The sequence below is a fragment of the Gemmatimonadota bacterium genome (assembly GCA_021295815.1).
GTDB lineage: Bacteria > Gemmatimonadota > Gemmatimonadetes > Longimicrobiales > Gaopeijiaceae > JAGWBQ01.
In genome coordinates this window covers 25,884-50,176 of sequence record JAGWBQ010000016.1, presented here as the reverse complement: position 1 = coordinate 50,176, position 24,293 = coordinate 25,884, and the positions used below count along the sequence as shown (strand labels likewise).

20 protein-coding genes and 17 tRNA genes are annotated in these 24,293 nt (G+C 65.7%); 29 read left to right on the top strand and 8 right to left on the bottom strand.

All coding sequences use genetic code 11. From position 1 onward, the window contains the following. Together J4G12_07930 and J4G12_07925 are read left to right on the top strand one after the other, a co-directional pair. Nucleotides 1-894, top strand: a complete 894-nt coding sequence (locus J4G12_07930; protein MCE2455724.1) for a carbohydrate-binding family 9-like protein — start codon at nt 1-3, stop codon at nt 892-894. After that, nucleotides 891-1,997 carry a hypothetical protein gene (locus J4G12_07925; protein MCE2455723.1) on the top strand — a complete coding sequence of 369 codons (1,107 nt, stop codon included), beginning with the start codon at nt 891-893 and terminating at the stop codon, nt 1,995-1,997. Before J4G12_07930 ends, J4G12_07925 begins: the two co-directional genes overlap by 4 nt. 10 nt (nt 1,998-2,007) lie before the next feature. Here the strand turns inward: J4G12_07925 and J4G12_07920 are convergent, their stop codons facing one another. The 3 genes from J4G12_07920 to J4G12_07910 form a co-directional block, all read right to left on the bottom strand. Further along, nucleotides 2,008-2,463 (bottom strand): DoxX family protein, encoded by a 456-nt coding sequence (locus J4G12_07920; protein MCE2455722.1) that lies wholly within the window; start codon nt 2,461-2,463, stop codon nt 2,008-2,010. A 112-nt stretch (nt 2,464-2,575) separates the two neighbouring features. After that, complete coding sequence (locus tag J4G12_07915) at nt 2,576-5,146, bottom strand: zinc-dependent metalloprotease (protein MCE2455721.1); 2,571 nt, start codon at nt 5,144-5,146, stop codon at nt 2,576-2,578. Nucleotides 5,147-5,196: 50 nt separating this feature from the next. Continuing rightward, nucleotides 5,197-5,901: a thioredoxin domain-containing protein gene (locus J4G12_07910; protein ID MCE2455720.1), complete on the bottom strand. Its 705-nt coding sequence runs from the start codon at nt 5,899-5,901 to the stop codon at nt 5,197-5,199. Between the two features lie 18 nt (nt 5,902-5,919). Here J4G12_07910 and J4G12_07905 point away from each other — a divergent pair, with 18 nt between their 5' ends. From J4G12_07905 to J4G12_07895, 3 genes are read left to right on the top strand one after another with little or no spacing between them, the layout of a single operon-like run. Then, on the top strand, nt 5,920-6,615 hold the full coding sequence (locus J4G12_07905; GenBank protein ID MCE2455719.1) for an alpha/beta hydrolase: 696 nt from the start codon (nt 5,920-5,922) through the stop codon (nt 6,613-6,615). A gap of 4 nt (nt 6,616-6,619) precedes the next feature. Continuing rightward, nucleotides 6,620-6,880, top strand: coding sequence for a hypothetical protein (locus J4G12_07900; GenBank protein MCE2455718.1), 261 nt, complete (start codon nt 6,620-6,622; stop codon nt 6,878-6,880). Further along, nucleotides 6,877-7,551 carry a cob(I)yrinic acid a,c-diamide adenosyltransferase gene (locus tag J4G12_07895; protein ID MCE2455717.1) on the top strand — a complete coding sequence of 225 codons (675 nt, stop codon included), beginning with the start codon at nt 6,877-6,879 and terminating at the stop codon, nt 7,549-7,551. Before J4G12_07900 ends, J4G12_07895 begins: the two co-directional genes overlap by 4 nt. On the opposite strand, the gene J4G12_07890 is transcribed toward J4G12_07895, so the two are convergent. Next, on the bottom strand, nt 7,533-8,828 hold the full coding sequence (locus tag J4G12_07890; GenBank protein MCE2455716.1) for a carboxypeptidase regulatory-like domain-containing protein: 1,296 nt from the start codon (nt 8,826-8,828) through the stop codon (nt 7,533-7,535). The two genes, J4G12_07895 and J4G12_07890, sit on opposite strands and share 19 nt — an antisense overlap. 129 nt (nt 8,829-8,957) lie before the next feature. Here J4G12_07890 and J4G12_07885 point away from each other — a divergent pair, with 129 nt between their 5' ends. Further along, nucleotides 8,958-9,194, top strand: coding sequence for a ferredoxin family protein (locus tag J4G12_07885; protein ID MCE2455715.1), 237 nt, complete (start codon nt 8,958-8,960; stop codon nt 9,192-9,194). A gap of 156 nt (nt 9,195-9,350) precedes the next feature. Here the strand turns inward: J4G12_07885 and J4G12_07880 are convergent, their stop codons facing one another. Then, nucleotides 9,351-9,518: a hypothetical protein gene (locus J4G12_07880; protein ID MCE2455714.1), complete on the bottom strand. Its 168-nt coding sequence runs from the start codon at nt 9,516-9,518 to the stop codon at nt 9,351-9,353. 183 nt (nt 9,519-9,701) lie between these two features. Between J4G12_07880 and J4G12_07875 the strand changes: the two genes are divergently transcribed. Continuing rightward, nucleotides 9,702-10,895, top strand: coding sequence for a M20/M25/M40 family metallo-hydrolase (locus J4G12_07875; protein ID MCE2455713.1), 1,194 nt, complete (start codon nt 9,702-9,704; stop codon nt 10,893-10,895). Here J4G12_07875 and J4G12_07870 read toward each other — a convergent pair. After that, on the bottom strand, nt 10,879-11,256 hold the full coding sequence (locus J4G12_07870) for a hypothetical protein (GenBank protein ID MCE2455712.1): 378 nt from the start codon (nt 11,254-11,256) through the stop codon (nt 10,879-10,881). The genes J4G12_07875 and J4G12_07870 overlap by 17 nt on opposite strands. 153 nt (nt 11,257-11,409) lie before the next feature. On the opposite strand from J4G12_07870, the gene J4G12_07865 reads away from it, so the two are divergent. Together J4G12_07865 and rocF are read left to right on the top strand one after the other, a co-directional pair. Next, complete coding sequence (locus J4G12_07865; GenBank protein ID MCE2455711.1) at nt 11,410-12,117, top strand: DUF1707 and DUF2154 domain-containing protein; 708 nt, start codon at nt 11,410-11,412, stop codon at nt 12,115-12,117. Continuing rightward, nucleotides 12,114-13,031: an arginase gene (gene rocF, locus J4G12_07860; GenBank protein MCE2455710.1), complete on the top strand. Its 918-nt coding sequence runs from the start codon at nt 12,114-12,116 to the stop codon at nt 13,029-13,031. The genes J4G12_07865 and rocF overlap by 4 nt, the downstream gene beginning before the upstream one ends. Nucleotides 13,032-13,154: 123 nt before the next feature. Here the strand turns inward: rocF and J4G12_07855 are convergent, their stop codons facing one another. Beyond that, nucleotides 13,155-14,552, bottom strand: coding sequence for a carboxypeptidase regulatory-like domain-containing protein (locus tag J4G12_07855; GenBank protein MCE2455709.1), 1,398 nt, complete (start codon nt 14,550-14,552; stop codon nt 13,155-13,157). Between the two features lie 183 nt (nt 14,553-14,735). Here J4G12_07855 and J4G12_07850 point away from each other — a divergent pair, with 183 nt between their 5' ends. After that, entirely contained in the window at nt 14,736-15,584 is an 849-nt protein-coding gene (locus J4G12_07850) for a helix-turn-helix transcriptional regulator (protein MCE2455708.1), read from the top strand. A 69-nt stretch (nt 15,585-15,653) separates the two neighbouring features. Further along, nucleotides 15,654-19,013, top strand: a complete 3,360-nt coding sequence (locus tag J4G12_07845; GenBank protein ID MCE2455707.1) for an AAA family ATPase — start codon at nt 15,654-15,656, stop codon at nt 19,011-19,013. 48 nt (nt 19,014-19,061) lie between these two features. On the opposite strand, the gene J4G12_07840 is transcribed toward J4G12_07845, so the two are convergent. Further along, complete coding sequence (locus tag J4G12_07840) at nt 19,062-20,552, bottom strand: alkaline phosphatase family protein (protein MCE2455706.1); 1,491 nt, start codon at nt 20,550-20,552, stop codon at nt 19,062-19,064. A 383-nt stretch (nt 20,553-20,935) separates the two neighbouring features. Between J4G12_07840 and J4G12_07835 the strand changes: the two genes are divergently transcribed. The 18 genes from J4G12_07835 to J4G12_07750 all read left to right on the top strand — a co-directional run bounded on the left by J4G12_07835 (nt 20,936) and on the right by J4G12_07750 (nt 24,258). Continuing rightward, nucleotides 20,936-21,009: transfer RNA gene (locus J4G12_07835), tRNA-Met, on the top strand. A gap of 197 nt (nt 21,010-21,206) precedes the next feature. Next, nucleotides 21,207-21,279: transfer RNA gene (locus tag J4G12_07830), tRNA-Phe, on the top strand. Nucleotides 21,280-21,305: 26 nt separating this feature from the next. Further along, nucleotides 21,306-21,379, top strand: a tRNA-Trp gene (locus tag J4G12_07825). Between the two features lie 19 nt (nt 21,380-21,398). Next, a tRNA-Glu gene (locus tag J4G12_07820) sits at nt 21,399-21,470 on the top strand. Nucleotides 21,471-21,535: 65 nt separating this feature from the next. Then, nucleotides 21,536-21,609, top strand: a tRNA-Asp gene (locus J4G12_07815). A 46-nt stretch (nt 21,610-21,655) separates the two neighbouring features. Further along, nucleotides 21,656-21,728, top strand: a tRNA-Ala gene (locus J4G12_07810). Between the two features lie 37 nt (nt 21,729-21,765). Then, nucleotides 21,766-21,849 (top strand) — tRNA-Leu (locus J4G12_07805). 14 nt (nt 21,850-21,863) lie between these two features. After that, nucleotides 21,864-21,947, top strand: a tRNA-Leu gene (locus tag J4G12_07800). Between the two features lie 6 nt (nt 21,948-21,953). Next, nucleotides 21,954-22,027 (top strand) — tRNA-Arg (locus J4G12_07795). 4 nt (nt 22,028-22,031) lie between these two features. Further along, nucleotides 22,032-22,105: transfer RNA gene (locus J4G12_07790), tRNA-Val, on the top strand. A 27-nt stretch (nt 22,106-22,132) separates the two neighbouring features. Then, nucleotides 22,133-22,205: transfer RNA gene (locus J4G12_07785), tRNA-Ala, on the top strand. A 9-nt stretch (nt 22,206-22,214) separates the two neighbouring features. Then, nucleotides 22,215-22,287: transfer RNA gene (locus J4G12_07780), tRNA-Thr, on the top strand. A gap of 1 nt (nt 22,288) precedes the next feature. After that, a tRNA-Gln gene (locus tag J4G12_07775) sits at nt 22,289-22,361 on the top strand. Nucleotides 22,362-22,363: 2 nt separating this feature from the next. After that, nucleotides 22,364-22,448, top strand: a tRNA-Ser gene (locus J4G12_07770). An 11-nt stretch (nt 22,449-22,459) separates the two neighbouring features. Further along, nucleotides 22,460-22,543 (top strand) — tRNA-Ser (locus J4G12_07765). A gap of 156 nt (nt 22,544-22,699) precedes the next feature. Next, nucleotides 22,700-22,773: transfer RNA gene (locus J4G12_07760), tRNA-Pro, on the top strand. 17 nt (nt 22,774-22,790) lie between these two features. Then, nucleotides 22,791-22,873 (top strand) — tRNA-Ser (locus J4G12_07755). A gap of 62 nt (nt 22,874-22,935) precedes the next feature. Further along, a complete protein-coding gene (locus J4G12_07750; protein ID MCE2455705.1) occupies nt 22,936-24,258 on the top strand; it encodes a hypothetical protein in 1,323 nt (440 codons plus the stop codon). The last annotated feature ends 35 nt before the right edge of the window (nt 24,259-24,293 follow it).

Here is a 24,293-nt window from a genome sequence, read left to right as displayed (position 1 = left end):
GTGGCCGGCCGGTCGCTGCTACCGCTCGCGTTGGTAGCGTGGGGGTGCGGCGGCTCGGAGGACTATCGGGTTTCGAGCGCTGCGGACGACCATCCCGTATACGAAGCCCATTGGACCGATGAGCCGGTGGACGTGGACGGTTCGCTCGACGACGAGGCCTGGCGGGCTGCGGAGCCGACTGCGGATTTCATCGACATTCGCGGAGAAGGCTGGCCGGTTCCACCATCCCGAACCCGAGCCTGGATGACCTGGGACGAAGATGCGCTCTACGTGGCGGCGGAGATCGAGGAGCCGCATCTTTGGGCGACCCTCGCCGAGCGCGACCAGATCGTCTGGAGGGACGACGACTTCGAGATCTTCCTTGATCCTGACGGCGACGGTCTGAACTACTTCGAGATCGAAATCAACGCCTTGGGCACCGTGCTCGACCTATTTCTCGCCCGTCCTTACGACCAGGGCGGGAGCGCTCGAATCGATTGGGACCTGGAAGGACTCGAATCCGCCGTGTCGCTGCGCGGGACCCTGAACGATCCGTCGGACGAAGACGAAGGCTGGACCGTGGAGATGGCGATACCCTGGGCAGGGCTCGTTCCACCGCCCGACACGTCGGCAGGCGTTGGCGAAGCGGTCGCTCCTGGGGCTCCGCAGCCGATGGACGAATGGCGCGTCAACTTCTCCAGGGTGGATTGGCCGCTTCTGATCGAAGCCGACGGATACGTCAAGGAGCGGGAGCTCGTGGACTGGAACGATCACCCCGAAGAGAACTGGGTGTGGGCGCCGCAGGGCCGGATCAACATGCACGCCCCGGAGAGCTGGGGGCGGTTGCGCTTCGTGGACGTCGGCCCAACCGGCGCGGACGACGGTTCCACCCTCGAGGAAGGAGGGGACGAATGAAACGCCGAGAGTTTGTCCGGACGATGGGTGGCGGGGCGCTCGGCCTCACCGCGCTGGGCGGATGCGGAAGGGGAGACGAGTCGGCGCCTCAGGCCGGAATCGAGCTTCCCGACCACTGGTCCGCCCTGCCCGCTTTCAGCGTCTGGGCCTGGGTCCACGGCTCGAGCGAGCGCGATCTGAACGGCTGGAGGGAGCACTTTGGCCCGTTGCGCGCCGCCGGAGTCGATGCGGTCCTGGTGGGCGGGGGAGAGGTCGGGCTGGTGTCGGAGGCAGCTCGCGCGGAAGGGCTGGCATACCATCGCTGGTTCTGGACCCTCAACCGGAACGGCGACGGATGGGTGCAGGAGAACCGCCCCGAGTGGTTCACGGTCAGCCGAAACGGCGACTCGTCGCTCGAGATGCCGCCCTACGTGGGCTACTACAAATGGGTGTGCCCGTCGCGAGCGCCGGTGCGGGAGTACCTTGCGCAAAGAGTCGCCGAGATCGCCGCGACCCCTGGAGTGGAGGGCGTTCATCTCGACTACGTGCGTCACTGCGACGTGATCCTTCCGCGTGGCCTGTGGGAGAGCTACGACCTGGTGCAGGACGTGGAGCACCCGGAGTTCGACTTTTGTTACTGCGACGAGTGCAGGGCGCAGTTCGCGGAGTTCGATGGTCGCGATCCGCTGGAAATGCTCGACCCGCCCTCGGACGAGGCCTGGCGCCGCTTTCGGTGGGACTCGGTTACCGGCGCGGTCAAGAAACTCACCGAGTCCGTGCACGACGAAGGCAAACCCATCACCGCTGCGGTCTTTCCCACTCCCACCATCGCCCGGCGACTCGTGCGCCAGGCTTGGGAAGAGTGGCCCCTCGACCGCTTCTTTCCCATGCTCTACCACCGCTTCTATCTCGAAGACCTCGCCTGGATAGGAGCCGGGGTGCGGGAGGGCGTGGCGGCGTTGGACGGACGACCGCTGAATGCCGGACTCTACCTGCCGGACCTCTCACCCAGCGAACTCGCCCAGGCGGTCGCGATCTGCCGGGAGACGGGAGCGTCCGGGGTCTCTTTATTCGAATCGAACGGGCTCTCCGCCGAGCACCTTGCCGCTCTCGGCGGAGCCTGAAACGGAGCTGCTACCCGACGACGTCGCTACTCCGCTTCGCCGACAAGGTGTGATCCACGCTCATCGTGCCCGAACCGTGGGTGGCGAGGAAGGCGAAGGCGAAGAGGAAAAGGAGCGCTCGCTCGCCGCCGTTGCTCATCGGATCCCACATGAAACCCTCACCGTTCTGGAAGAGGTGGAATTTGAGGTAGGCCACGAGCATCATGGCTGCCGTGAGGGTGGCGACCGGTCTGGTCTTGAGCCCGATGAGAATCATGGCTCCGCCGATGAACTCGATGAATCCGGCGGCGATGAACAGGACGTTGTCGAGGCCCTCGCGGCCGGAATCGAAGACGGTGACGCCCTCGCGTCCGAACCATCCTAGGAGCTTTTGCGCTCCGTGTTGCCAGAAAAGGAAGCCGAAGACGGCCCTCATCAGATTGTGGGTCAGCCTGCCGAGTTCGGAGTTGTGGAGCATGGCCATCATGGTTTTCGGACCTCGCGCGTAAGGTGGGTGGTGACGGATCTCACCTTATCTTGGGGGACGGGCGAGCGTGGTGCAAGCGGGACCGGTTCGCCCACCGGCTCGTATCGACCACCTACCAGCCCCAGACGCAGTAAAGGCTCAATTGGGGAGTCAGCGGCCTGCCGAAGTCAGAATCTTCCGCAGACCACCCCAGCCACCTCATCGCCGGCTGGCCGATCGGGCTGCCGGGCGGCATGGAAGGTGCGGTTAGGGTCTCGACGGCATCGTGCGGCCGCGAAAGGAAACGCGATATGTCGGTTGAGAGCAGGAGGTAGTGTGCCAGATCGCCATCGTCGGGCATGGCGCCGTTCGCTTCTTGAGAGAGCCAGTGAGCCGTCTCTTCCAGTTCCAGGGTGGCCACCGCTCGCACCTGCGCTGCCCGTGAACCGTCGGCGAGCGCCATGAGCTTGTCCACGAACACCCTCTCCACGGCCCGTCCGATCTCCGCCTCGTAGGGCGTCGACGGATTCAGCTCGAAGGTTCCCTCCCTAACCCGTGCTATCACCTCGGCCAATCCGGGCAACGAGGGATTCAAGGCCGACTGCTGCACCATGCGCGCCGCCCGCTCCGGATGGAAGAGGAAGCTGAGGGTGGCGTCGGCCGCGGCGGCCGCCGGAGCCACGGCGTCGAAGACGAGACCGGTGTGCCGGGCGAAGAGTTCCCGGTGAGGACCGTATCGGAAAGGACGAGGCGGCAGAGAGTTGAGCACGTCCTCGGGGATGGCGAGCTCTTCGGGATGGATGGTTCGGAGCAGCGCGGAGAGAGCGGCCTCCTGTTCGTTCGCCGGCACCGGCCGCAGAGGCTCCTGTCCGTCGCCCCGCATGGCGTAGGTATAGTAGAGACCGGCCACGACCTTGGACGCGGCCTCCACCTGGTAACGATGGTGGAGGTAGAGCGGCACCAGCGCCTCTTCCATGGTCGCCATGGGCTCGCCGGTGCGGATGGCGGTCTCGCCGAAGCGGTCGAGGGCTACCCTGCGCACGTCCATCATGCGTTCGAGTTCCGCGGCCACGCTCTCGCCGTTGTCCCAGAGGTGGACCTGCGGGTGGGCCGATCCCGCCGGGCGTCCGTCCTGGTCCGAAATGAATGTGATGCCCTCGTCGGCCGCGTCGAGCAGGATGCGTTCGAGTTCGGCGGCTTCGTCGGTCCCGGGAGGGAAGTGGGAGTAGCCGTACCTGATACTGACCTTGTCCCACGCGCCGATCTCGTCGGCATAGGAGTCGCTTCCGAGCGAAACTCTGCCACCGTCGAGGGTGATCACGGGGTGGGGGTACTCCATTACCGATTGCACGCCCCGCCCCACCTGAGCGCTCGCGATGTAGTTGTGCGAGAGCCCGATGGTGTGCCCGATCTCGTGCGCCGAGAGCTGGCGGATGCGTTGGAGCGCCATGGCCTCGATGTCTGCGGGGTTCTCTTCACCGGTCCGATACGGCGCGGTCAATCCCTCACCGATCAGGTAGTCCTGACGGACCCTGAGCGACCCTAGGGTCACGTGTCCCTTGAGAATCTCTCCCGTACGCGGATCCGACACCGAATTCCCGTAGCTCCATCCTCGAGTCGATCGATGAACCCACTGGATGACGTTGTAGCGCACATCCATGGGATCGGCGTCGGCGGGAAGTATCTCCATGCGGAAGGCGTCGATGAACCCGGCGGCTTCGAAGGCCTGATTCCACCATGCCCCACCTTCAAGCAAGGCGCTCCTGACCGGCTCGGGAGTCCCGGGATCGAGATAGTAGACGATGGGCTCCACCGGCTCCGAGCGCACCGCCGTCGGATCTCTCTTGTGCAGCCGGTGGCGGGCGATGTAGCGGACCGTAAGGTCGTCCTGGATCGGCTTCGCGAAATCCATGAAGGTGACGCCGTTGAAACCGGCGCGCGGATCGGCCTGCCGTGGCTCGTATCCCTCGCCGAGAGGCGGCAGTTCGACGAAGGAATGGTGCTGGCGCACGGTCAAGGCTCCGGCCGTGGGCGTGACGCTTCCGACAAGTCCGCCCGGATCCGCGGAAGTGAAGGTCAGAATCACCTCCACTTCGGTGTTCTGCGGAAAACCCTTGGTGCGAGGCATATGGATGGCGCTCCGCGACGCCTCGCCTCGCCAGCTCCCTTGGCCGCGTCCGAGACGGAGCGCGAGGCCGTGCCAATCGTGCATGAAGAAGTCGGTGGCGTCCACGAGAGTTCGGTCATCGGTCTGCGCCGCAGCCGTGAAGCCCCAGAGCACCGAGGTCGGAAAACCGTCTTCGACCGAGCGAATCTCGAGCGGGTCGTCGGAGCTCGCTCGATACGAGTAGTTGGGCTGCTCCATCAGCACCTTGGGACCGATCCGCTTGAAGACGACCACCTGCCGGGACCCGAGATCGCCGCGGTTGAGCCCCAGGTCGTTCTGGCCCATGCCGGCGGGGAGCGACGTGTAGTGGAGCAGCTCCTCGCCCCAGCGCGAGACCTCCAGCCAGATCTTCCCGTCGGTCTCGTCGAAGTAGATCGGCATGAAGCCGTCGACGGCGACCATGCCCTCGACCTTGCTTTCAACGGTGGGAAGGCCTCCTTCTTCCTGCGGCGATGCGGTTGCGGGGGCTAAGCCCAGGGCTGGCAAGACGATGGCTGTCGCGACGAGCGCCGCGAAGATGGGCGAACGGGTCATCATGTGGGTTCTCCTAAGTCTGTGACGGAGGGCCGTGACCGGGCGGAGCGGGTTCATCCCTCACCTCGCGTCACCTCCCTGTGCGCCGCCGTCAGGAAGTCGCGGAATATCTCAGGGGGGCGCGTGCCTTGTAGCGGATAGAATCCGTCGATCAGGAAGGTGGGAGTGCCCCGAATACCGAGTTGTCCGGCCAGCCTGGTCTGGTCGTCTACCATGACTCCGCCGCGATCGGCGTCGATGCACTCGTCGTAGGCCGCCAGATCGATGGCGGCGCGACCGGCGAGCCCGCGAATCAGGGCTTCCGGATCGACGCCTCGCCTCCAGGCCTGCTGTTCCGACCAGAGATCGGCGTTCAACCGCTCGAACTTCTCCGGGTCCTGTTGAGCAGCGCAATGCACCCCTGCGGTGACCTCGCGCGAACCCGTGAAGAGTCCGTTCACGAAAGGCACGAAGGTCCATTGCACCTTGCCGGTGTCGATGAACTCCTCCTTGACCATTCCGAAGGTTTCGAGGTGAAATTGTCGGCAGTAGCCGCAGCCGTAGTCGGAAAACTCCATCACCTTCACCGGAGCGTCAGAGTTGCCCAAGGTGAAACCGAACGAGAAGTCCTCCGCCGTCTGGGTCGCAGGCGGGTCACCCGGTGCACACGAGGCGATCAGCGCCGTCCAGACCGGGATCACGGCCGCGAGGGGGCGCGTGCAAGCGATGGGGCGTGCGCCGCAACCGCCCTTTCTCACCCGAATTCGAATACTTGTCATGTCGAAAGATACTGCTTCATGTTCATCCCAGTAACCCACGGGCGCCTCGAGGCACGACTCCATTTGCCGGAGTCCGAACCGCTCGCCGCCGGGGTTTTCTGCCACCCTCATCCGCTCTACGGGGGCTCGATGAACACCCGAGCCGTATTCCGCATTTGCCGAGCGCTCATGGAGTGCGGGGTCGCCGTGCTCCGTTTCAATTTCCGCGGAGTGGGCGCGAGCACGGGCGGGTTCGACGGAGGAGCGGGCGAACTCGACGATGCCCGGTGCGCGATCGGATGGATGCGAGAGCGATTCTTCGACCAAAAACTCGTCGTGGGCGGATTCTCCTTCGGTTCCGCGATCGGGATGCAGGCGGGCGTCGAGGAGCCGCGGACAGGCCTCCTGATCGGAGCCGGCGTGCCGGTCATCGGACGCGAATACGATTTCTCGCCGGTACTCGAATCAAACCTGCCGCTTTTCGTGGTCCAGGGCGGGCACGACGAATTCGGCACTCCCGAGCAGGTTCGGGAAGCGTTCGAGGGCATGGGTGAACGACTCCACCTTACAGGGATTCCCGGTGCCGACCACCTCTTCACGGGGCGGATGGCGGAGCTGCGGGATGCCGTCAAGGGGCGTTTCCGCTCCGAGGAAGTGAGGCTCCGACTGGCCGCAGCTTGTGGGCAGCCTGCGGACCGTGAGCAGCCGGGAACCGTTCCCCAAGGGCTAAATTAAGGGTGTGCGCCCACGAGACCGAATCATCGACGAGCTGGAGAGAGTCTACCGACGGACCTACGTCGCTCTCGAAAAAGAGGGAGACCAGGCCGCGCTTCTTCGTCTCGACCTGGACTTCCAACGCGACCAGCTCCAACTCGAGGCGCTGATCGACATGCGAGACCTGCTTATGCGGCTGAGCGACGATACCGAGGCGGAGGGCGCGGGCCGGCAGGCGAAGAACCTCATCGACAAGGCGCGCTCCTTTCGCACCCTGATCCGGTGAAGATCTACACCCGCGCGGGCGACGACGGAGGGACTCGCCTGCTGGCGGGAGGAGACCGCGCATCCAAGGCCGACGACAGGGTAGAGGCCTTGGGCGCCGTGGACGCGGTGAACGCGGCGATCGGTTGGGCGGTCGCAGTCATCGTCACCGAGATCCGAGACGGCGCCGGCGACTTATCGGAGATTGCCGACCTTCTCGAACTCGTCCAGAACGACCTCTTCGTGCTGGGTTCGCATGTGGCGATACCGCCGCTCGCCCCGGGTGGCCGGACTCCGCGGGTGCCTCCTTTGCCGGTCGAACGGGTCGAGCAGATGGAAGAGTGGATCGATGCCGCCGAAGAAGAGCTTCCTCCCCTGACCCAGTTCATTCTCCCCGGAGGAACGGCAGCTTCCGCCGCCCTGCACCTGGCTCGCACCGCCTGCCGAACGGCCGAGAGAAGGGTGGCTAGGATGGCCGGAAGGGTGGCGACGAAGGGCGCGGCCTCGGCAATGGGAAGCGAAACGGCGGCGGCGAGGACCGGCGAGGACGACGGACCGGTCGCGCCTCCGTCCGACGCCGAAGTCATGCGCTACCTGAACCGGCTCTCGGACCTGCTCTTCGTGACGGCTCGCCTGGCCAATCGCCGCGCCGGACGGGACGACGTGGTCTGGCGTCAGTTCCCCTTGGTGTAGATCATCAGCACGCCGTTGCCCGAACCGAGCCCGAATAAGTTCCCGGCCTCCCAGGGCTTGTAGACGGTCATGCGGTCGATCGCCTCCGGCGGTATGCGGAGGGCGAGATCGGAGTTGGAGGTGCGGACGCCGTTCACGAAGATCACCATGGGCACGCACCCCTGGTCGTTCATCATCCGCGCCTGACCCTGGGTCGAGCCGACGCAGAGGGTCAGGTCGGCCCGGCGTCTGACGATGACACCGGGCAAGTGCTGGGTCTGCAGCAAGTCGCCCACGTCGCGTATCAGATGACGAACTCGATCGACCTGTTCGCGGGTGATCGTTGTTCCACCGGAAACGCGCTCCGAGACCGAAACCGACTCCACTTCCACCCTAATCGGGGGAAGCTCGATGGGACGATCGTCAAGCCCGATCTCGAGGTCCAGAAGGCTGCCTTGCGGGACGATTATCGAGTCGGCCCGCTCGCCGTAGGCCAGATGGCGGCTGCTGAGCACATGCTGACCGGGCAAGACGTCCGCAAACGAGAATCGGCCCTCGGAGTCGGTAACGGCCGTATGCGACGTGGCTTCGAGCCGGACGAGCACGTCGACGAGGTCGTCTCCGCTCGCGGCATCGGTGAGCCTGCCGCTCACCACGCTCCGGACGAGGGTCTCGACGGTGAAGTCGGCCTCCACGCCGTCGCCCACGACGAGAGATCTGAAGCGCGACGCCCGGTCGAGAAAGTTCGCGCTCAGGGCTACGTTCGTCCCGCCGGGGAGCGCACAGAGAGCGTAGCGGCCGTTTCCGTCGGTGAGCCCGCTCGTGTTTCCGCCGGTCCAACTGGCTGTGACCCGGGCTCCCGGCAGCCTCATACCGGAGCCGGCGTCCGCCACCGTCCCGGAGACGACGCCGCCCGGGGGGTGTCCCTCCATTTGACAGGTCGCGCGGGCGATGGTGACGGTCGAAGGACTGGCCAGGTTTAAGCGAACGCTGTCACTTGAGACAGTGACGGTCCGGGCGTAGGCCGAAGACCCCAGCACGGCGAGGGCGGGGTGGAAGAACGATACCTGGTAGCTGCCCGGGGGAACGCCGGCAATGCGGTAGCGGCCTGCGTCGTCGGTCACTGCGCGATGGGTCGTGTTCCAGAGTGCGACCTGCGCTTCCGAAAAAGGCGCGTTGGAGACGGAGTCGTAAACCGTTCCGTAGACGACCGCGCCCTGCGCCGCGTTCGCTGCAGGTGGGTGCATCGTCGTCACCGATACCATGGCGATAAGAGCGGGAGCGCCGGTTCTGAGCATCAGGGCTTGCCGAAGTACGGAAATACGAAGAGATTACCTCCCCGCGCAGCGCGGCTCACCGGACGGTGCGCCGTTCGCGGATGATCTGGCTTTCTCCATAATCTTACGAAGTGACCGAGGCTCTCGCAGATGACGTATATTATCGCCCAACCGTGCATAGGGACCAAGGACGCGAGTTGCGTGGAGGTCTGTCCGGTAGACTGCATTTACGAAGGTGAGGATCAGTATTACATCCACCCGGACGAGTGCATCGACTGCGGGGCGTGCGAACCGGAGTGCCCGGTGACGGCCATCTTTCCCGATACGGACGTACCGACCGAGTGGGAAAACTACCTCGGGAAGAACGCGGACCACTTCGAAGACTGAGTTCGCCGCACGTGAGCGAACGATCGGTGCGGGGTCCGGAAAAGCCGACCGGCCGCACAAGGGCGAGAACGGACAGGTGCCGCCCTCGCCCGCGATCCCTCTGTCGGGACCTGTGGTGGGAGCTCTCCGGCTTGAAGCCGGTCGAAGACGGGCCGGCTAGATTCCGGCCTCTCGGACCCGCTCCAGAGAGATCGTCGATGGAACGATCTCACCTGCCTGAGCGGCACCCGGCTTGAGGAGTTTGCCTTCGCACGCGCGGCGCGCGATGAGGACGGCGGTAGCTACCGCCGCAGCTCCCAGGATTCCGAACGTGAGTTTTTTCATAGCCCTCCTTCATGGATGGTGGTCGATTCGGGGAGATAGGGCCGCAATAACCGTGCCGTTTTCTCCTGTCTACCGTTACGGGAGAAAATACCGGAATGTTCCAAGCTTCCCACCGCTTATGTGGAGATCCGGGGAGGTCAACGGCGAGGTCGTGCCCTCCATGGTTGTCGGATTTCCGCTCCTGTGAGCGGAGTACGTGACTTTCTGACGCTCCCAACGGTCCGCGCGGGCAATCCCGCAGCCATCGCCCGGGCGCTGGTCCGGCTTCCCTCGGTCAACCCGAGTCTCGACGAAGACGGGTGCGGTGAGGGCGACGTGGCGAACTTCTGCTACGAGCTGCTGGACGGCTGGGGCCTCGAGGTCCACCGCCGCGAAGTCGCACCGGGCCGCCCCAACGTGGTGGCGCGGATGTATGGCGAAGGGCCGGCCCTGCTACTTAATGGGCATCTCGATACCGTGGGCGTCGGCGGAATGGTCGTCGAGCCCTTTGCCGGAGCTTTGAGCGCGGACGACGACCACGAACCCACCCTCTTCGGTCGGGGCTCCTGCGACATGAAGGGAGGAATCGCCGCCATTCTGGGGGCGACGGCGCGTCTGGCCCGATCGGATTCGCCGCGCCCGAACCTCATCGTAGCGTTAACGGTAGACGAGGAGCACGCGAGCCTGGGCATGTCCCATCTGATCGACTCGGGCGTGCGGGCCGAGATGGCGGTCGTGTGCGAACCTACCGGCCTGGCCGTGGCCCCCGCTCACAAAGGCTTCGTCTGGGCTGCGGTGGAGTTCGGAGGGGTAGCCGCGCACGGATCGAGACCCGATCTGGGAATCGACGCCATTCGCAACGCGGGCGAATATCTCGCCGGGCTCGAATCGCTCCATGCCGACCTGTCCGCTCGGGAGCCGCACCCGCTCCTCGGAATTCCATCCTTCCACGCCGGCACCATCCACGGAGGAAGCGCGGATTCGATCTATCCGGAGAGCTGCGTCCTGACCTTGGAGCGCCGCACTCTTCCCGGCGAGGCTCCGGAAATCTTCCTTCGTGAACTCGACGAGGCGGCCTCAGGCCTGCGCAGCGCCGGCCACAGGGTCACCATCCGTCAGACGCTCGCCCGTCCCGCCACCGAGACGCCGGTCGATTCAGCCCTGACGCAGGGCCTTCTCGCCGCCCTCCGGCGATGCGGAATCGACGACCGGGTCGCATCGATGTCGGCGTGGGTGGATGCAGCGTTCCTCAACCAAGCCGGCATCCCTGCGGTGTGCTTCGGACCGGGCGACATCGCCCTAGCTCACACCGCCGCCGAGAGCGTTCCGGTCCGCGAAATAGAGGACTGCGCCCGCGTGCTGGAGGAGTTCGCCGGGAACCTTACCGCTTGGTCGTGATGACGATGGCCCCGCCGTTGAAGCCGGTTCCGTAGCGCAGCGTCGCGTCGGAGGCGCTCATGTACTGGATTTCCTGAACCTCGGAGATCCGGATCGACTGAAGCGCCTCCATCCCTCCCGAGCGCACCGCGCCATCGACGATGACGCCGGGCGTCGCGCCACCTCTCCCGCGGGCCCACCTGGGCCGGAGTCTCTGGATCGCTTGCTCGGCGTCGAGGCTCTGGACGTCGACGAGGTCTTCGGCGGTTAGCCGGTTGGCGTTGCCTCCGCCCGTGCCTCCGCCCCCGGAAGCGCATCCGGCGAGGCCGAGGGTCAGGGCGAGCGTTACGGCGGCCGCAGCTGGGACGAGTCTTGCGCGCATCTCTTTCCTCTTGAGTTTGACGTAACCCGACGCGAGTTACGTAACTTGGATAAGGGCGGTGGGTAGATCCCACTGCACAAGATGGCGTTTCGAGTCGATTTGCGCCAGCGGGGACCAGCGTTGGCGATTCCAGGAGGGCGGAGGGCGGCGAGCTTGGCTGACGGAACTCTGAGGGAACGGGTGGTGGACTCGCTGGGCGAGAGGTTCGCCGAGGACCTCATCACGGTGGAGGAATTCGAACGTCGCGTCGATTTGGCGTACTCGGTATCGTCGGTGCGAGAACTCGAAGCCCTGCTGACGGATCTTCCGGAAGCCCCGGGAACCGCTCCCGTCGTCGTCGGCCAGGGTGTCGCCGCGAACGAGCGTGGTCCGTGGCCGGCGGCCCCACTCGCGGCTCGGCAGGCTGCGGTGAGCGGACACGCGGAAGAGGTCGAGAGCGTGGTGGCGGTTTTCGGCGGCACCGTGCGGGGAGGGAGCTGGCGGCCCGCGCGCAAGACCTTCGCGCTCGCGCTCTTCGGCGGCGCGGACATCGACCTGCGTGAGGCCGAACTGCCTACCGGCGTCACGGAACTCCATGTCGTGGCCGCCTGGGGAGGAGTCGATATCGTGGTCCCGCCCGACTTGGTGGTCGAGATCGGCGGTATGGCGGTCTTCGGCGGGTTCGACCGGACGGTGGACGGTGGATCGGCTCCGGTGGCGAAACCCGATTCTCCAGTGCTTCGGATCAAGGGGCTCGCCTTCATGGGAGGGGTCGATGTGACCGCGCGCTATCCCGGCGAGTCCGTGCGAGACGCCAAACGTCGGCTGAAGATCGAAAGGAAGGAACGGAAAATTGCGGCCAAGGCCCGACGGGGGAAATGACCGTTAACGGAAGTCTGGCGCTCATCTCCGTGTCGATCGACCTGGGTGCCGGTCGTCGCGGGGTGGACATGGGTCCCTCGGCCCTCCGCATTGCGGGAATTACCGACAGCATTGGAGCAATCGGCTACCGGGTGGTCGAGGCCGGAAGCGTCACTGCGGGCGGATTCGAGGTCTCCGACCCCGGGGAAACCTCCCTGCGCTTCCTCGACGAGGTGCTATGCGTCGCCGACCGAGCGAACCAGCTGGTGGCCGACAACTTGGACGAAGGACACTTCCCGCTGATCCTGGGGGGCGATCACTCGCTCTCCATCGGCACGGTCGCCGCCGTCGCAGGCCACTACCGCAGGAGAGACGAGCGCATCGGCGTCATCTGGGTGGATGCCCATGCCGATCTCAATCAGGGACACACCACCCCCAGCGGCAACATCCACGGTATGAGTCTGGCCGTGCTCCTCGGGTGCGGCGACGCCAGGCTGACCGGCATCGGGGGACCCGAACCCAGCGTCCGGCCCGAAAACACCTGCGTTCTTGGTGCGCGCGAGCTCGATGAGGGGGAGAGGAAAACGATCGAAGAGCTGGGCATCCGCGTCTTTACCATGCCTGAGCTGGACGACCGCGGGGCGGGACGATGCATGGAGGAAGCCATCGCCCGGGCCTCGCAGGGGACCTCGGGCTTCCATCTCTCCTACGATCTCGACGCGCTCGATCCCTCGGTGGCGCCGGGGGTGGGAACCCCGGTCATGGGTGGACTGACCTACCGGGAGGGACACCTGGTGGCGGAGAAGGCGGCAGGTTCCGGCAGGCTGCTCTCGCTGGAACTGGTCGAACTGAACCCCGTGCTGGACGACCGCAACCGTACGGCCGAGGTGGGTGTGGGGCTGATCGCATCGGCCCTGGGTCGCAAGATCCTTTAACGAGACACCGGATCGCCTCTGTAGCCAGGACCGCGAGATCGTCCGCGGACGATAGCGGGCTGTCAGCCCCCCGTGGCCTCCGCGATATGGATCGCGACCGTGTACGCTGTGTGCGCGCGGCGGTTACCTGGCAGTAGTGTAGATCAGGATCGCGCCGTTCCCCGCGATCGTTCCGAACTGAAACTGCGCGTCTATCGGGCTCAGAACCTCGAGACCTTGGATCGCCTGCGGGTTCAGGTCGCGGATCAGCTCATCGGGGAAGGGAACGAGGACGTCGTTTAGGAACACGGCCGCCGGCTGGCATCCCTGCCCGCCCGAGCGGCGCGAAACCTCGATGCAGTAACCCTGCATGCGAATACCCAACGGACCTTCCACCCACACGTCACGGACGCGGAGCCCTGGCGTGTTCATGTTGCGGAGCAGGTCCACGGTGTTCGTGCTGCGCACAAGAAGCTCTTCGATACTCTCGCGGTCCAGGAAGTCGGCGCGCTTGGCATCGCCGGCAAGGCTCGACCTGCCGAACCTCGAGCGTCCCGTGACCACGAAGCCCTCGAGCTCGATCACCTCCTGCGCGAGGCGCACCTCGATGTCCACCGTCTCCTGACCCTGAATGGTGACGGAGTCCGTGCGCTGCTCGTAGGCGATGTGATCGGTGACGACCAGGTGTCTGCCTGGTGGCAGCTTGTCGAGCATGAAATCCCCGGCGGCGTTCGTCAGAACGCTCGCGTCGGTTCCCAGCACCTGGACGGTCGCATTGGCGACCGGTTCGCCGGAGAGCGGGTCGATCACGTTCCCGCGCAGCGTCGCTTCCGCCGCCAGCAGCATCATTAAATCCACCACTGCCGCAGCGCCCGGCTCGAGCCCGAGAAAGACCGAGCGTCCCCTGCTCTGCGCGAATGACGCCTGGAGGGTGAACTCGGAAGCCGGCGCATCGCACATGCGATAACGCCCCGAGTCGTCGGTGCGGACGCTCACCGGGTCGCCCCCGACACCGCCGCGCCTAGGTGGAGACGCGGTGACCACGGCTCCGGGGATGGGGACCCCCGTGAGAGAATCCGTGACCGTTCCTGAAATCGCCGCAGCTCCCGGTCGCCTCTCCTCGGCCATGCACCAAGCGCCGAGAAGCGTGGTTCGGGAAGGTATCGCGAGCAGCACCTCGTCGCTGTTCCCTTCGCGGAGGGTTAGCTGTCGAGACGGTGCGCTGACGCCCAACTCGCCGAGCCGTTCGTGATAGAACAACACCCAGTGCGAGCCGGCCGGAACATTCGAGAGCAGGAAGCTGCCGTCCTCGGAGGACGTGGCGACGGCGTTCGTCCCCAGCACCGCCACGCGGGCTCCGGCCAGGTAGCTCATGGTGGTGCTGTCGAACACCGACCCCGTAATCCGGGCTCCTCCGCCGTCGGAAGCCGCAGCCACGGTTCCCTCCTGAGCCCCGGCGGCCAGACCGGGCTCGGCGACGAGGCCGACGGCTAGGACGGCCGTGCGCAAGGCGCTCCTCGGCTTAAAGGAAAAGGTGTCCATGAGCTGTCCCCGGGTGAACTGAGCAGGGTCCGAACCAATCAAAAAAATACACCGCGCGAAAGTGATGGATCCGAACGACGAAGAGGCCGATGTCCCGAATCGAACGGTCGATGCCCGACACTGACGGTTTGCTGACGGACCGGGAATATGATTGCCCGCCACTCTTCCCAGGCCCTGCCTACCATGCCGACAAGTCCGACCCAACGGGTGCATCTTCTCCACCCGCCCTACCACAACCTCACCCCTATCGCGGACGAAGCCGTCGGCTGGAACACGATCTCCGTGCAACCGGGTTCGGCTCTTGTCTGGCGTATTCGCAAGACTGCGGAGGGCGTAGCCGGCCGGATCGCTTCCGGGAGGCCCGGCGGCGTCCCGCTCATCGTCGTCCTCCCTCCGGCTCCCGAACTGATCGCGTCGCCCTCGACCTGGGCCGTGGTCGGCAGGTGTCGCCCGCAGTCGGTGCTGCCGTTCCACGACGACCTGGCGATCAGAGACCTCTCACGGTTGTTGCGTAGGCCGCCGGAGGACCTGGGAGCGGCGATAACCGACTATTTGGCCTGGCGCGGAATCCCCCTCGACGCCGATACCATAAGAATCGTGCGGCGGATGATCGAGCTGTCCAGCGATCTCTCCTCGGTGACCTCGCTCGCGCGATGTCTGTACATGTCGCGGCGGCAGCTGGGCCGACGATTCTCCTCTCGAGGCCTCCCGGTTCCGTCTCACTGGTTACAGCTCGGCAGGCAGATTCGCCTGGTCATCGCACTTCAGAATTCCAAGAAGAACCTCACGTCCGTAGCTTGTTCGCTCGGCTTCACCGACGGCTACACGGCGAGCAGCCAGATGTATCGGCTCCTCGGTCTTCGCCCTACGTCGGTCAGGTCCCGGCTCGGATGGGAATGGGTCGTCGAACACTGGTTGCGTCGCGAGGCCGAGAGCGGCGGCCTCGTTCCGGACACGGAGTTCGGATCTCATGGTGGAACGAAACAAGGCGAGTCGTACAGACGGGAGTTGACGAAAGCGAACACTCCATAAGGTCGGCAGGAGCATCCCTTGCAGGGGTTCGAACGTTCCGGGGGGAAAGGGCCGCGGCCCCTGGTGCGGGTGCGCGTTTTCAAAGGTGCCGGGGTGGAGGTCGAAGGCAGGCCGGTGGTTCTTTCGCCGCACCAAGCAGCCCTGATCGCCCTCGTGTTCGGCCATTCCTCGACCGGACCGACCCGTACCGAGGTCGCCGCCAAGATCTGGGAACGCGATGTCGGTCCGGTCGTTCGGCAACGGCTGCGCCAGCTCATCCTGTCCACCTCCGGGAAGATCGGCCATAGGGTGATCGCGACCGAAGGCGATGTGCTTGTCCCAAATTATCGGATAGCCGCCTCGGACTACGAGGATTTCTCGGTCAGCCTGCGCGAAGGTAAGATGGTCGCGGCCGCCGACCTGCTGGGGATGGGGTTCATGTCGAAGAGGGTTCCCGTCGTATCGCGGGCCTTCGAAGATTGGGTTAGGCAGCGACGTTCGACTCTTGAGGGGAACCTGATTCAAATGGCGGCCAGAGGGTGGGACGAAGGCAGGGCGGCCAATGACTGGGAACGGGCGCTCGATTGCGCGGAAGCGCTCTTTCGCATGAAGCCGAGGGACTCGGCCGAGGTGGCCAAGGTCATGGAGGCCAGGGTTCGAAACTCGCAGCCGACAGCGGCCAAGGCCGCCTACGCCCTCCACCTGGAAAGGCTGGAACCGGACGAGGCGCCCGACCCCGATTTGCGGAAATTCGCTGCGAGGATCGACAACATCGACTTCGCACAGCCGCTTCCCATCCGTTCACCCGGCTTGATCGGGGAACGAGCGTCTCTCGTGGGGCGCAGTCGGCACATGAAGGAGCTGGTCGGTATTCTCGACGCGGCGCTCTGTGGCGTTCCGGGAGCGATCCTGTTGCTGGGCCGGTCCGGGGTCGGCAAGTCGCGGCTGCTGGATGAGATGCGGACCGAGGCGCAGCTCAGGGGTTTCGCGTGGGTCGCGGTCGAGGGGGTCGAGGCCGACCGCGAGCGACCCTTCGCAGCGGTTTCCGCAGCCCTGTCTCAGATCCCAAACGTCGGCAAGTCACCGCAAGCGGAGTCGCGGCCGGAGATCGGTCTGAGCTACGGCGACCACCAGGCGCCATGGACGCGACCCCAGTGGGTTGCGGAGCCCCGAACGACGAGAAGCGCGGACGCCGGAGCGGAGAGCCCGATACCGCCCGGCCTGCTAACGGACTCTCTCGCCTTTCTCCGGAGAGCCCTCGACCGACTCACGAACGAAAGCCCCACGGTGCTTTGTGTCGACGACCTCGAGTGGGTGGACGACGCCACCGCGAACCTGCTCAGAGTGGCCACGGCCCGTTGGAAGGTGCCGGGCCTCGTCATCGCCTCCGCTCTTACCGACGGCGCGGATTGCAGCGCGGAAGTCCGCAAGTACCTCGGCGAGTCGGAAGGCTCGACGCTGCGGGTGGGTTCGCTCGGCGACCGGGACGCCGGCGAGCTCGTTTCTTCGCTGACGGAAGGATCCGTCCCGCGAACGGAGTCGGAGCGCATCCGTGTTCTTGCAGAAAACCGACCGCTGGAGCTCATCGCTCTGACCGCGGCCTGGCGGTCCGGTGACTTGTCCACCGGACTTCCGCTTACACCCGTAAAGCTGACCCCCACGCTCGAGGCGCGTTACGATCGAGCGCTCAGGGCCCTGAAGCCGACCGCCGTCAGGGTAGCCGCACTGGTCGCGCTATCCTACGCCGCGATCCCGATCAAGTCGTTGCGACGGGTCGTCGGGATCGAGGACAGTCTCCTGACCGGGTCGCTGACCCGCCTCTCTCGCTCCGGCCACATCCGAGTCACGGACGGCATGGTCGGCATCACCCAACCCCTCTTTCGCTCGGCGGTAATCGATTTTGTCGGGCCGCTCGAGTGCGCCGCACTTCACCGCGCCCTCGCTCGGCGCATCGAGCGAGAAGGCGGATCGCTCCCCGCGCTGGCCGCTCACCTGGTCGGAGCAGGCGACACCTGCGGAGCCTTGCGGGTAGCGCACGAGGCGTTGGTCGCTCTCTCACCGGGCGGAGACAGGCCGGTCGGAGATCGCCCAGGGCTGCTCATGGCACTGGATACCGTCGTCCGCTGCACGACCGATGCCGGCGACAAGGCGACCGAGGCACACCGGGCAGCCGGGTCCCTGATGGAGAATGGCCTGCTGGTCGAGGCGCTCCCGTTCCTGGAGGTTGCGATTTCGGGGTTCCGCGAGACCGAAGCCTTCGAGGCGGCTGTCGACGCCGGGCTGACGCGGGCCCGGGTTCTGCTCGAGACCGCGAACGAGGGTGCCGACCAACTGAGAAGGCGCCTCGCCGATATCGATGAAGAGGCTTCGGCGCACGGCCTGTTCGATTTGACGGCCGCAGCGCTTTCCCTCCAGGTGCGCCTCGCTGCCGAACACGGCGAACCTGCGACCGACGTTCATTCTCGGCTGCGACGACTGGCGAGGCCCGGCCCCCGGGGGTCGCGTGGCGACGACCGGACCTGGGTCACCGCGCTCTGCGCGCTTGCGTTCGGAGGCGTCGGAGATCTCGCCCGCCGAGGGGCGCGTACCGGAGCCGACGGCCGGCTCGACGGCGATCCCTGGGCCGGTCTGGAAGATGTACGCAAGGCGCTCCAGCTCACCGAGAGCTCGGAGCCGACTTGGCGAGCCGAGGCCCTGCTCGCGCTCCTGAAGCAGGTTCGCCGACAGGGCAGGGCGGCCGCGCCCGCCCTCAGACCCTTCCTCAACGAGGCGCGGAAGGCCGCCGAGAGCGGGGCCGATCCGATAACGAGTTGCCGGATCCGTCTGGAGTTGGGCCGAATCGATTTCGACACGGGACGCCTTGGCGAGGCTCTTTCGCACCTCAACAGGTGCGACACCGCCGCTGAGAAGCGAGGTCTCCGGCTCATTCGTTTCAGTTGCAGGATCGCCCGGGGGGAGGTCCGTCTGGATATGAAGGAAGTTGAGAAGGCCCGGGCCGAGTTTGAAGGCCTGCATCGCGAGCTCGACGGTTGCTCCCCGCCTGCCCTGCGGGGGATCGCCCAAGCCGGGATTGGTTCGTGCGACCTGGCGACAGGAGCGATCAGGGCCGTGATCGGTCGCAAACGGAACTCTCTGCCGGAAGAGGGTCGCCGTCCCCTTCACTTCCTCCAGATCGCATACCGAGCCCGTCTCGAGGCCGCACGGAAGCGCCCGGCCGAAGCCGTCGAGGCGCTCGAACGGGAGAGCGATTTCTTCCTCGACCGGAACCTGCCGACCTGGATCAGATTGAGGACCCTCGAAGCCGCGCTCTCGCTCCGGCACCGTCTTCCCATGAAGATCGACCGTCTGCAGGAAACCCTCAGGGTGGCGGAGAGCCTGGGATTTGCGGACCGGGCCGGGGAGCTCGAGGTGCTGGTGAAGCGAGCCTCGTTCGTCATTCCGGCTCGATAGTCGAGTCGACCGGCCGGCAGACGCCGGGCCTTGCGCGTTCTCGCGCCCTCACCTGCCGGCGAGCGGCTTCCCGTCGAGATCGTCAGGGGTGGGTATTCCGGCCAGCAAGGCCAACGTCGGTGCGACATCGACGGTTTTGGCGGGACGCCTGTCCACCCTCGCCTCCACAAGGCCTCCGAAGAAGATCACCGGTACCCACCGGTCGTAACGATGAGGGCTCCCATGCGTGGTCCCGCGGGACCCCCAGCCCCGAAAATCGCCCGGACGCCTCAAGATGTCGACCCCGGCGACGGCCAGGGGATGTGTGAATCGTTCAGGGTGCCAGGAGTTGGCGAAGAGCGCCGCGAAAGAGTCGGGAGCGGGGTCCGCGAGAATCTCGGCATGGGTGTAGGCCCTTACGAAGAGCTCGCTCTCGTTGAGGAGCCCGGCCAGCCTTCCAGGCAGATCGTCGGAACCTTCGCCCTCCTCCGAAGCGCGACGATAGATATCGAGAATCCGTTGACCCTGGGCCCCCTGATCCACGCGGTCGGCGGTCGCTCCCCACTTCGCACCAGCCTCGGGAGTGGTGGCGACGCCATGGTCGCTGGAGAGGGCCGCTATCCATCTGCCCTCGCCCACAGCCAAGTCGAGATAGGCGATGAATCTGCCCAGGGCCTCGTCCAGATGGATCAGGTTGGAGAGCTGTTCCTGACTGAAGGGGCCGTAGTCGTGGCCTACGTAGTCGGTCGCCGAGAGCGAGATGGCGAGATAGTCGACCGATCCGCGACTTCCGAGTCGGAGCTCCTCGACCGCCTGTCGTGCAAAGGCGAGCACGACGTCGTCCGCCTTGGGCGTGCGAAAGAGCCAGGCCAGACGGTCGGCTTCCGTATCTCCCGCCTCCTGCGAGCTGAGATGCGGGAAGGTGGTGTGGACGCCGTCACCCTCCTGATCGGCGGCGTCCTCGCGGGCGAGTCCGGCGACGTCGGGCCACACCATGGACTCCCAGACGGTATCCGTGACCAGGGTCGGCATGACTTCGGAGTTGAAAGCCTCGACCCAGTGCGGCAGCACGTCGGCGTAATAGCTCGAGGTCACGATCCGCCCCCTCCTCGGGGACACCCAATACGCCTGCCCGGAGCGCCCGGCCAGGGTGATCGCCGACCGATCCTTCACCGATACCGCGATTGCCAGTGCGTTGGAATCGTGCGCCATCGTCCAGTCCCCGAGCCCGTCCCGTTCCATGTTGAGGGGTGATCGTCCCCAGGACGGACGCTGACGAACCAATTCGGCACCGGGCTCGGCCAGGCCGACGAGAGGCGAGGATTCGTCCACTACCGCGTACCTGGAGACCAGCCCCTCGTCGCTTCGTTCCTGCCAGGTGTTGGCGACTATTCCCGAACGCGCGGGATGAACCCCGGTCGCGAGCGCCGTGTGCCCGGGAGCCGTGTGGGTGACCGCGTGATCGTGAGCGGCGTCGGGGAAGACCAGACCTTCGTTCAGCAGGGTGGCGAGTCCTTCCCGGAAGGCCGGCGTGTAGTTCGTCGGCGCTTCAGCGTCCATGAAGTCGCCGCGCATTTGGTCGACGGATAAGAGAACGACCAGCGTGGGCTCGGTATCCGTGCAGGAAGAGGCCGCGAAGGTCGAGACGGCCAGGGCGAGGGCCTGTGGGCTACCGAGGAAGGGCGACCGGGAGCGGGATCGTCGGGGGCGCATGGGTGTGGAGAGGGGTGGAGGAGAGGTGGAGCGGCTCGGCCGCTCGTGACCGGCGAGTGGAACGCGGCGGGGTGACCGGACATGAGGAAGATAGCCGAACGGGTCGGTTGCTGGACCGGTGGACCGGCCGACGACGGGACCCGCGTCTACCTGACGGCTTCCCCCGTGACCGGAGGACGTTACGTCGTGGTTGACACTCCTGGGCTTTCCCTTTACTTTCTTCGGTCAATTGCGGGGTGGAGCAGTCTGGTAGCTCGTCGGGCTCATAACCCGAAGGTCGCAGGTTCGAATCCTGCCCCCGCTATCTCGAGAGCGCCGCAGTGGCCTGACGCCTGCGGCAAGCGATCACCATCCGACGGAGAATTCGATGCCGAGCTTCCTCGCGTCCGATACGTGGAGCCCGCTTGCGGGGGCAAGCGGGGGAGGGCCCTGAAAAGGCGCCCGCTCCGCTGCGATCCCCCGTCCGAGTCGAACCAACGGCTCGGGCGGTTTTTTTTCGCGGGCCAGGTAGCTCAGTTGGTAGAGCACATGACTGAAAATCATGGTGTCGGCGGTTCGATTCCGCCCCTGGCCATCCGAGAGGACATCAAGCTGAACACAGGGTCTGTAGCTCAACTAGGTAGAGCACCGGTCTCCAAAACCGGCGGTTGGGGGTTCGATTCCCTCCGGGCCCGTTCGGGGAGGAGATCGACTGCCCCGGTCGTCTAACGGTCAGGACTCCACTCTTTCAAGGTGGCGGACGGGGTTCGATTCCCCGCCGGGGCGTAGGAGGGCGCGGCGAGCCGCGTCGGCCAAACAACGAAGGTATCGGGGCCGAGAGCCCCGGGAAAGGGGCTGTAGCTCAGTAGGTTAGAGTGCCGGTCTGTCACACCGGAGGTCGCGAGTTCGAGTCTCGTCAGCCCCGCTTTTCGGCATTCCGCGCGAGCGGATGGCTTTCTGGGTCGTGCGAAGGGGCCGTAGCTCAGTTGGGAGAGCGCTTGAATGGCATTCAAGAGGTCAGGGGTTCGACTCCCCTCGGCTCCATTTCGCCGAACGAAGGCGGTTCGGCGCGACGGTCGAAGCTCGGGTGGCGGAATCGGTAGACGCGCAGGATTCAGGATCCTGTGGGGGCAACCCCGTGAGGGTTCGAATCCCTCCTCGAGCATCGCTGTCGAGAGAGCCCACGTGCTGGAATTGGTAGACAGGCTGGTTTGAGGGACCAGTGCCGGAAACGGCGTACAGGTTCGAGTCCTGTCGTGGGCATCACATGCGCCCGTAGCTCAATTGGATAGAGCGTCTGACTACGGATCAGGAGGTTGGGGGTTCGACTCCTCCCGGGCGCACTCGGGGCGCGTAGCTCAGCTGGTTAGAGCGCTACGTTGACATCGTAGAGGTCAGAGGTTCGAGTCCTCTCGCGCCCATGGGCCGGGGTCCCGCCCCGGCCGCGAGGGGCCGTAGCTCAGTTGGGAGAGCGCAGCGTTCGCAACGCTGAGGTCAGGGGTTCGACTCCCCTCGGCTCCACTTTCGATCGCCACCTTAGCTCAGTTGGTAGAGCACGTCACTCGTAATGACGGGGTCGTCGGTTCAAATCCGACAGGTGGCTCTGCCCCGTGGTGTAACTGGCAACACGCCGGATTCTGGCTCCGGAGAGTCTAGGTTCGAGCCCTAGCGGGGCAATCGGAGGGATGGCCGAGTGGCTTAAGGCGGCGCCCTGCTAAGGCGTTGGACTTCGCGTCCGCGTGGGTTCGAATCCCACTCCCTCCGCTGAAAGGCCGGGACGGGTGGCCGAGTGGCTTAAGGCGCACGATTGGAAATCGTGTGGGCTAACGCCCGCGTGGGTTCGAATCCCACCCCGTCCGTGAGCGTGAGCGAACAGGGGGGGGGCTGGGGTTCGAACGGAGTCGAGCCGAAGGCCGGCGCGCCCGCGAGGGGGCGGCGGCCGGAGACGGTCGAGCGGAGCTCGGGCCATCCCACCCCGTCCGTGAGCGGGCTCATATCGCGCGATCCTCAATCCCCGGGGTGTGGCTCAGTCCGGTAGAGCGCTGCGTTCGGGTCGCAGAGGTCCCCGGTTCGAATCCGGGCACCCCGATACTCTCTACCGTTTCAGGAGCGGTGGCAGAATGGCTATTGCACTCGCCTCGAAAGCGAGCGTCCGCGAGGACTTGGGGGTTCGAATCCCTCCCGCTCCGTTCCCCCGGTCGATCCGACCCGCCGGAGCCTTTCAACCAAACCTGGCTAGGACGCTCCGGACTTGAAGCTCACACAGCTGACCATCGCCCGCTTCTGGGCGCCGCTAGCCTCCACCTGGCTCATGATGGCGCTCGAGGGGCCGATACTTGCTGCGGTCGTCGCACGGCTCGCCGAGCCGGAGTTCAACTTGGCCGCGTACGGGGTCGCACTCGCACTGGCGATCCTGATCGAGGCTCCGGTCATCATGCTGATGAGCGCGGCAACCTCGCTGGCCAGAGACCGGGCTTCCTTCCTGCGTCTGCGGCGATTCGCCTGGGGCCTCTGCGCGGGTACGACGCTGATTCTGCTGGTGATATTGATTCCGTCGGTGCACGAACTCCTGATGCGAAGGCTCATCGGCCTGCCCGACCCCATCGCGGACCTCACCTACGGGGCTCTCTGGTGCTTCCTGCCTTGGCCTGCGGCGATCGGCTTTCGCCGTCTCTATCAGGGCCTCCTCATCCGAGCTCGCCAGACGCATCTGGTGGCTCGCGGAACCTTGATCCGTCTGTTCTCCCTATCCTTGGCGGCGGGCTGCGGATATTTGTGGGTGGACCTTCCCGGCGCATGGATCGCTCCGGCCGCGCTCTCGGTCGCCGTGGTCTGCGAGGCTGTCGCCGCCCGGCTCATGGTGAGACCGGCCCTTCGCGAGCTGCTCTCCAACAGCGGTCGCCGTCGGAGGAGGGCGGCCACGCCGATGTCCTACCGGGAGATCGCGCATTTCTACTTCCCACTCCTGCTCACGCCGGTGATCGGGATGGCCATGCAGCCGATGCTCGCATTTTTCATGGGTCGCAGCGTGTCGCCAATCGAGTCCCTGGCGGTGTTCCCGGTCGTCAACTCGGTGGGTTTCTTCTTCCGCTCGATATCCATCGCGTACCAGGACGTGGCGATCGCGCTCATGGGCCGACGCTTCCGCCATTTCGTCAAGCTGCGAACCTTCGCGATCACGTTGGGCTCGGTCACGGCCGCGGGACTCGCGGCAGTGGCGTTCGTTCACCCGGTGTCGCACCTCTGGTTCGTGACCGTCTCCGGCTTGACGGTGGAACTGGAGGGGTTCGCCATCGACGCCACCCGGGTCATGTTCCCGATTCCCTTTCTCGCGACGGTGCTCTCCCTCCAGCGGGCGATTCTTCTTGAGGGTCGACGCACCGGCCCCATAACGGCGGCCAGCGCGGTTGAATTAGCTGTGGTGGGCGTGTTCTTCATCGTGTTCGGATGGGGGATCGGCATGGTCGGAGCGACAGCCGCCTTCGCGGCTACCTTGTGCGGGAGGCTGGCCGCGAACGCCTACCTTCTGCGGCCATGCGAATCGGCGCTGAGCACGGGTCGTGCGGGCCGGTGAGGGGATCGGCAAGGGCGCGCGCTCCCCGGCCGGGG

Excerpts from the sequence above, each read along its gene's own strand:
- J4G12_07905 (MCE2455719.1), top strand. The coding sequence starts at position 5,920 with ATGTTCATCCCAGTAACCCACGGGCGCCTCGAGGCACGACTCCATTTG.
- rocF (MCE2455710.1), top strand. The coding sequence starts at position 12,114 with ATGACCGTTAACGGAAGTCTGGCGCTCATCTCCGTGTCGATCGACCTG.
- J4G12_07840 (MCE2455706.1), bottom strand. The coding sequence starts at position 20,552 with ATGGACGCTGAAGCGCCGACGAACTACACGCCGGCCTTCCGGGAAGGA.
- J4G12_07890 (MCE2455716.1), bottom strand. The coding sequence starts at position 8,828 with ATGCTCAGAACCGGCGCTCCCGCTCTTATCGCCATGGTATCGGTGACG.
- J4G12_07920 (MCE2455722.1), bottom strand. The coding sequence starts at position 2,463 with ATGATGGCCATGCTCCACAACTCCGAACTCGGCAGGCTGACCCACAAT.
- J4G12_07925 (MCE2455723.1), top strand. The coding sequence starts at position 891 with ATGAAACGCCGAGAGTTTGTCCGGACGATGGGTGGCGGGGCGCTCGGC.
- J4G12_07850 (MCE2455708.1), top strand. The coding sequence starts at position 14,736 with ATGCCGACAAGTCCGACCCAACGGGTGCATCTTCTCCACCCGCCCTAC.
- J4G12_07910 (MCE2455720.1), bottom strand. The coding sequence starts at position 5,901 with ATGACAAGTATTCGAATTCGGGTGAGAAAGGGCGGTTGCGGCGCACGC.
- J4G12_07870 (MCE2455712.1), bottom strand. The coding sequence starts at position 11,256 with ATGCGCGCAAGACTCGTCCCAGCTGCGGCCGCCGTAACGCTCGCCCTG.
- J4G12_07915 (MCE2455721.1), bottom strand. The coding sequence starts at position 5,146 with ATGATGACCCGTTCGCCCATCTTCGCGGCGCTCGTCGCGACAGCCATC.
- J4G12_07855 (MCE2455709.1), bottom strand. The coding sequence starts at position 14,552 with ATGGACACCTTTTCCTTTAAGCCGAGGAGCGCCTTGCGCACGGCCGTC.
- J4G12_07880 (MCE2455714.1), bottom strand. The coding sequence starts at position 9,518 with ATGAAAAAACTCACGTTCGGAATCCTGGGAGCTGCGGCGGTAGCTACC.
- J4G12_07885 (MCE2455715.1), top strand. The coding sequence starts at position 8,958 with ATGACGTATATTATCGCCCAACCGTGCATAGGGACCAAGGACGCGAGT.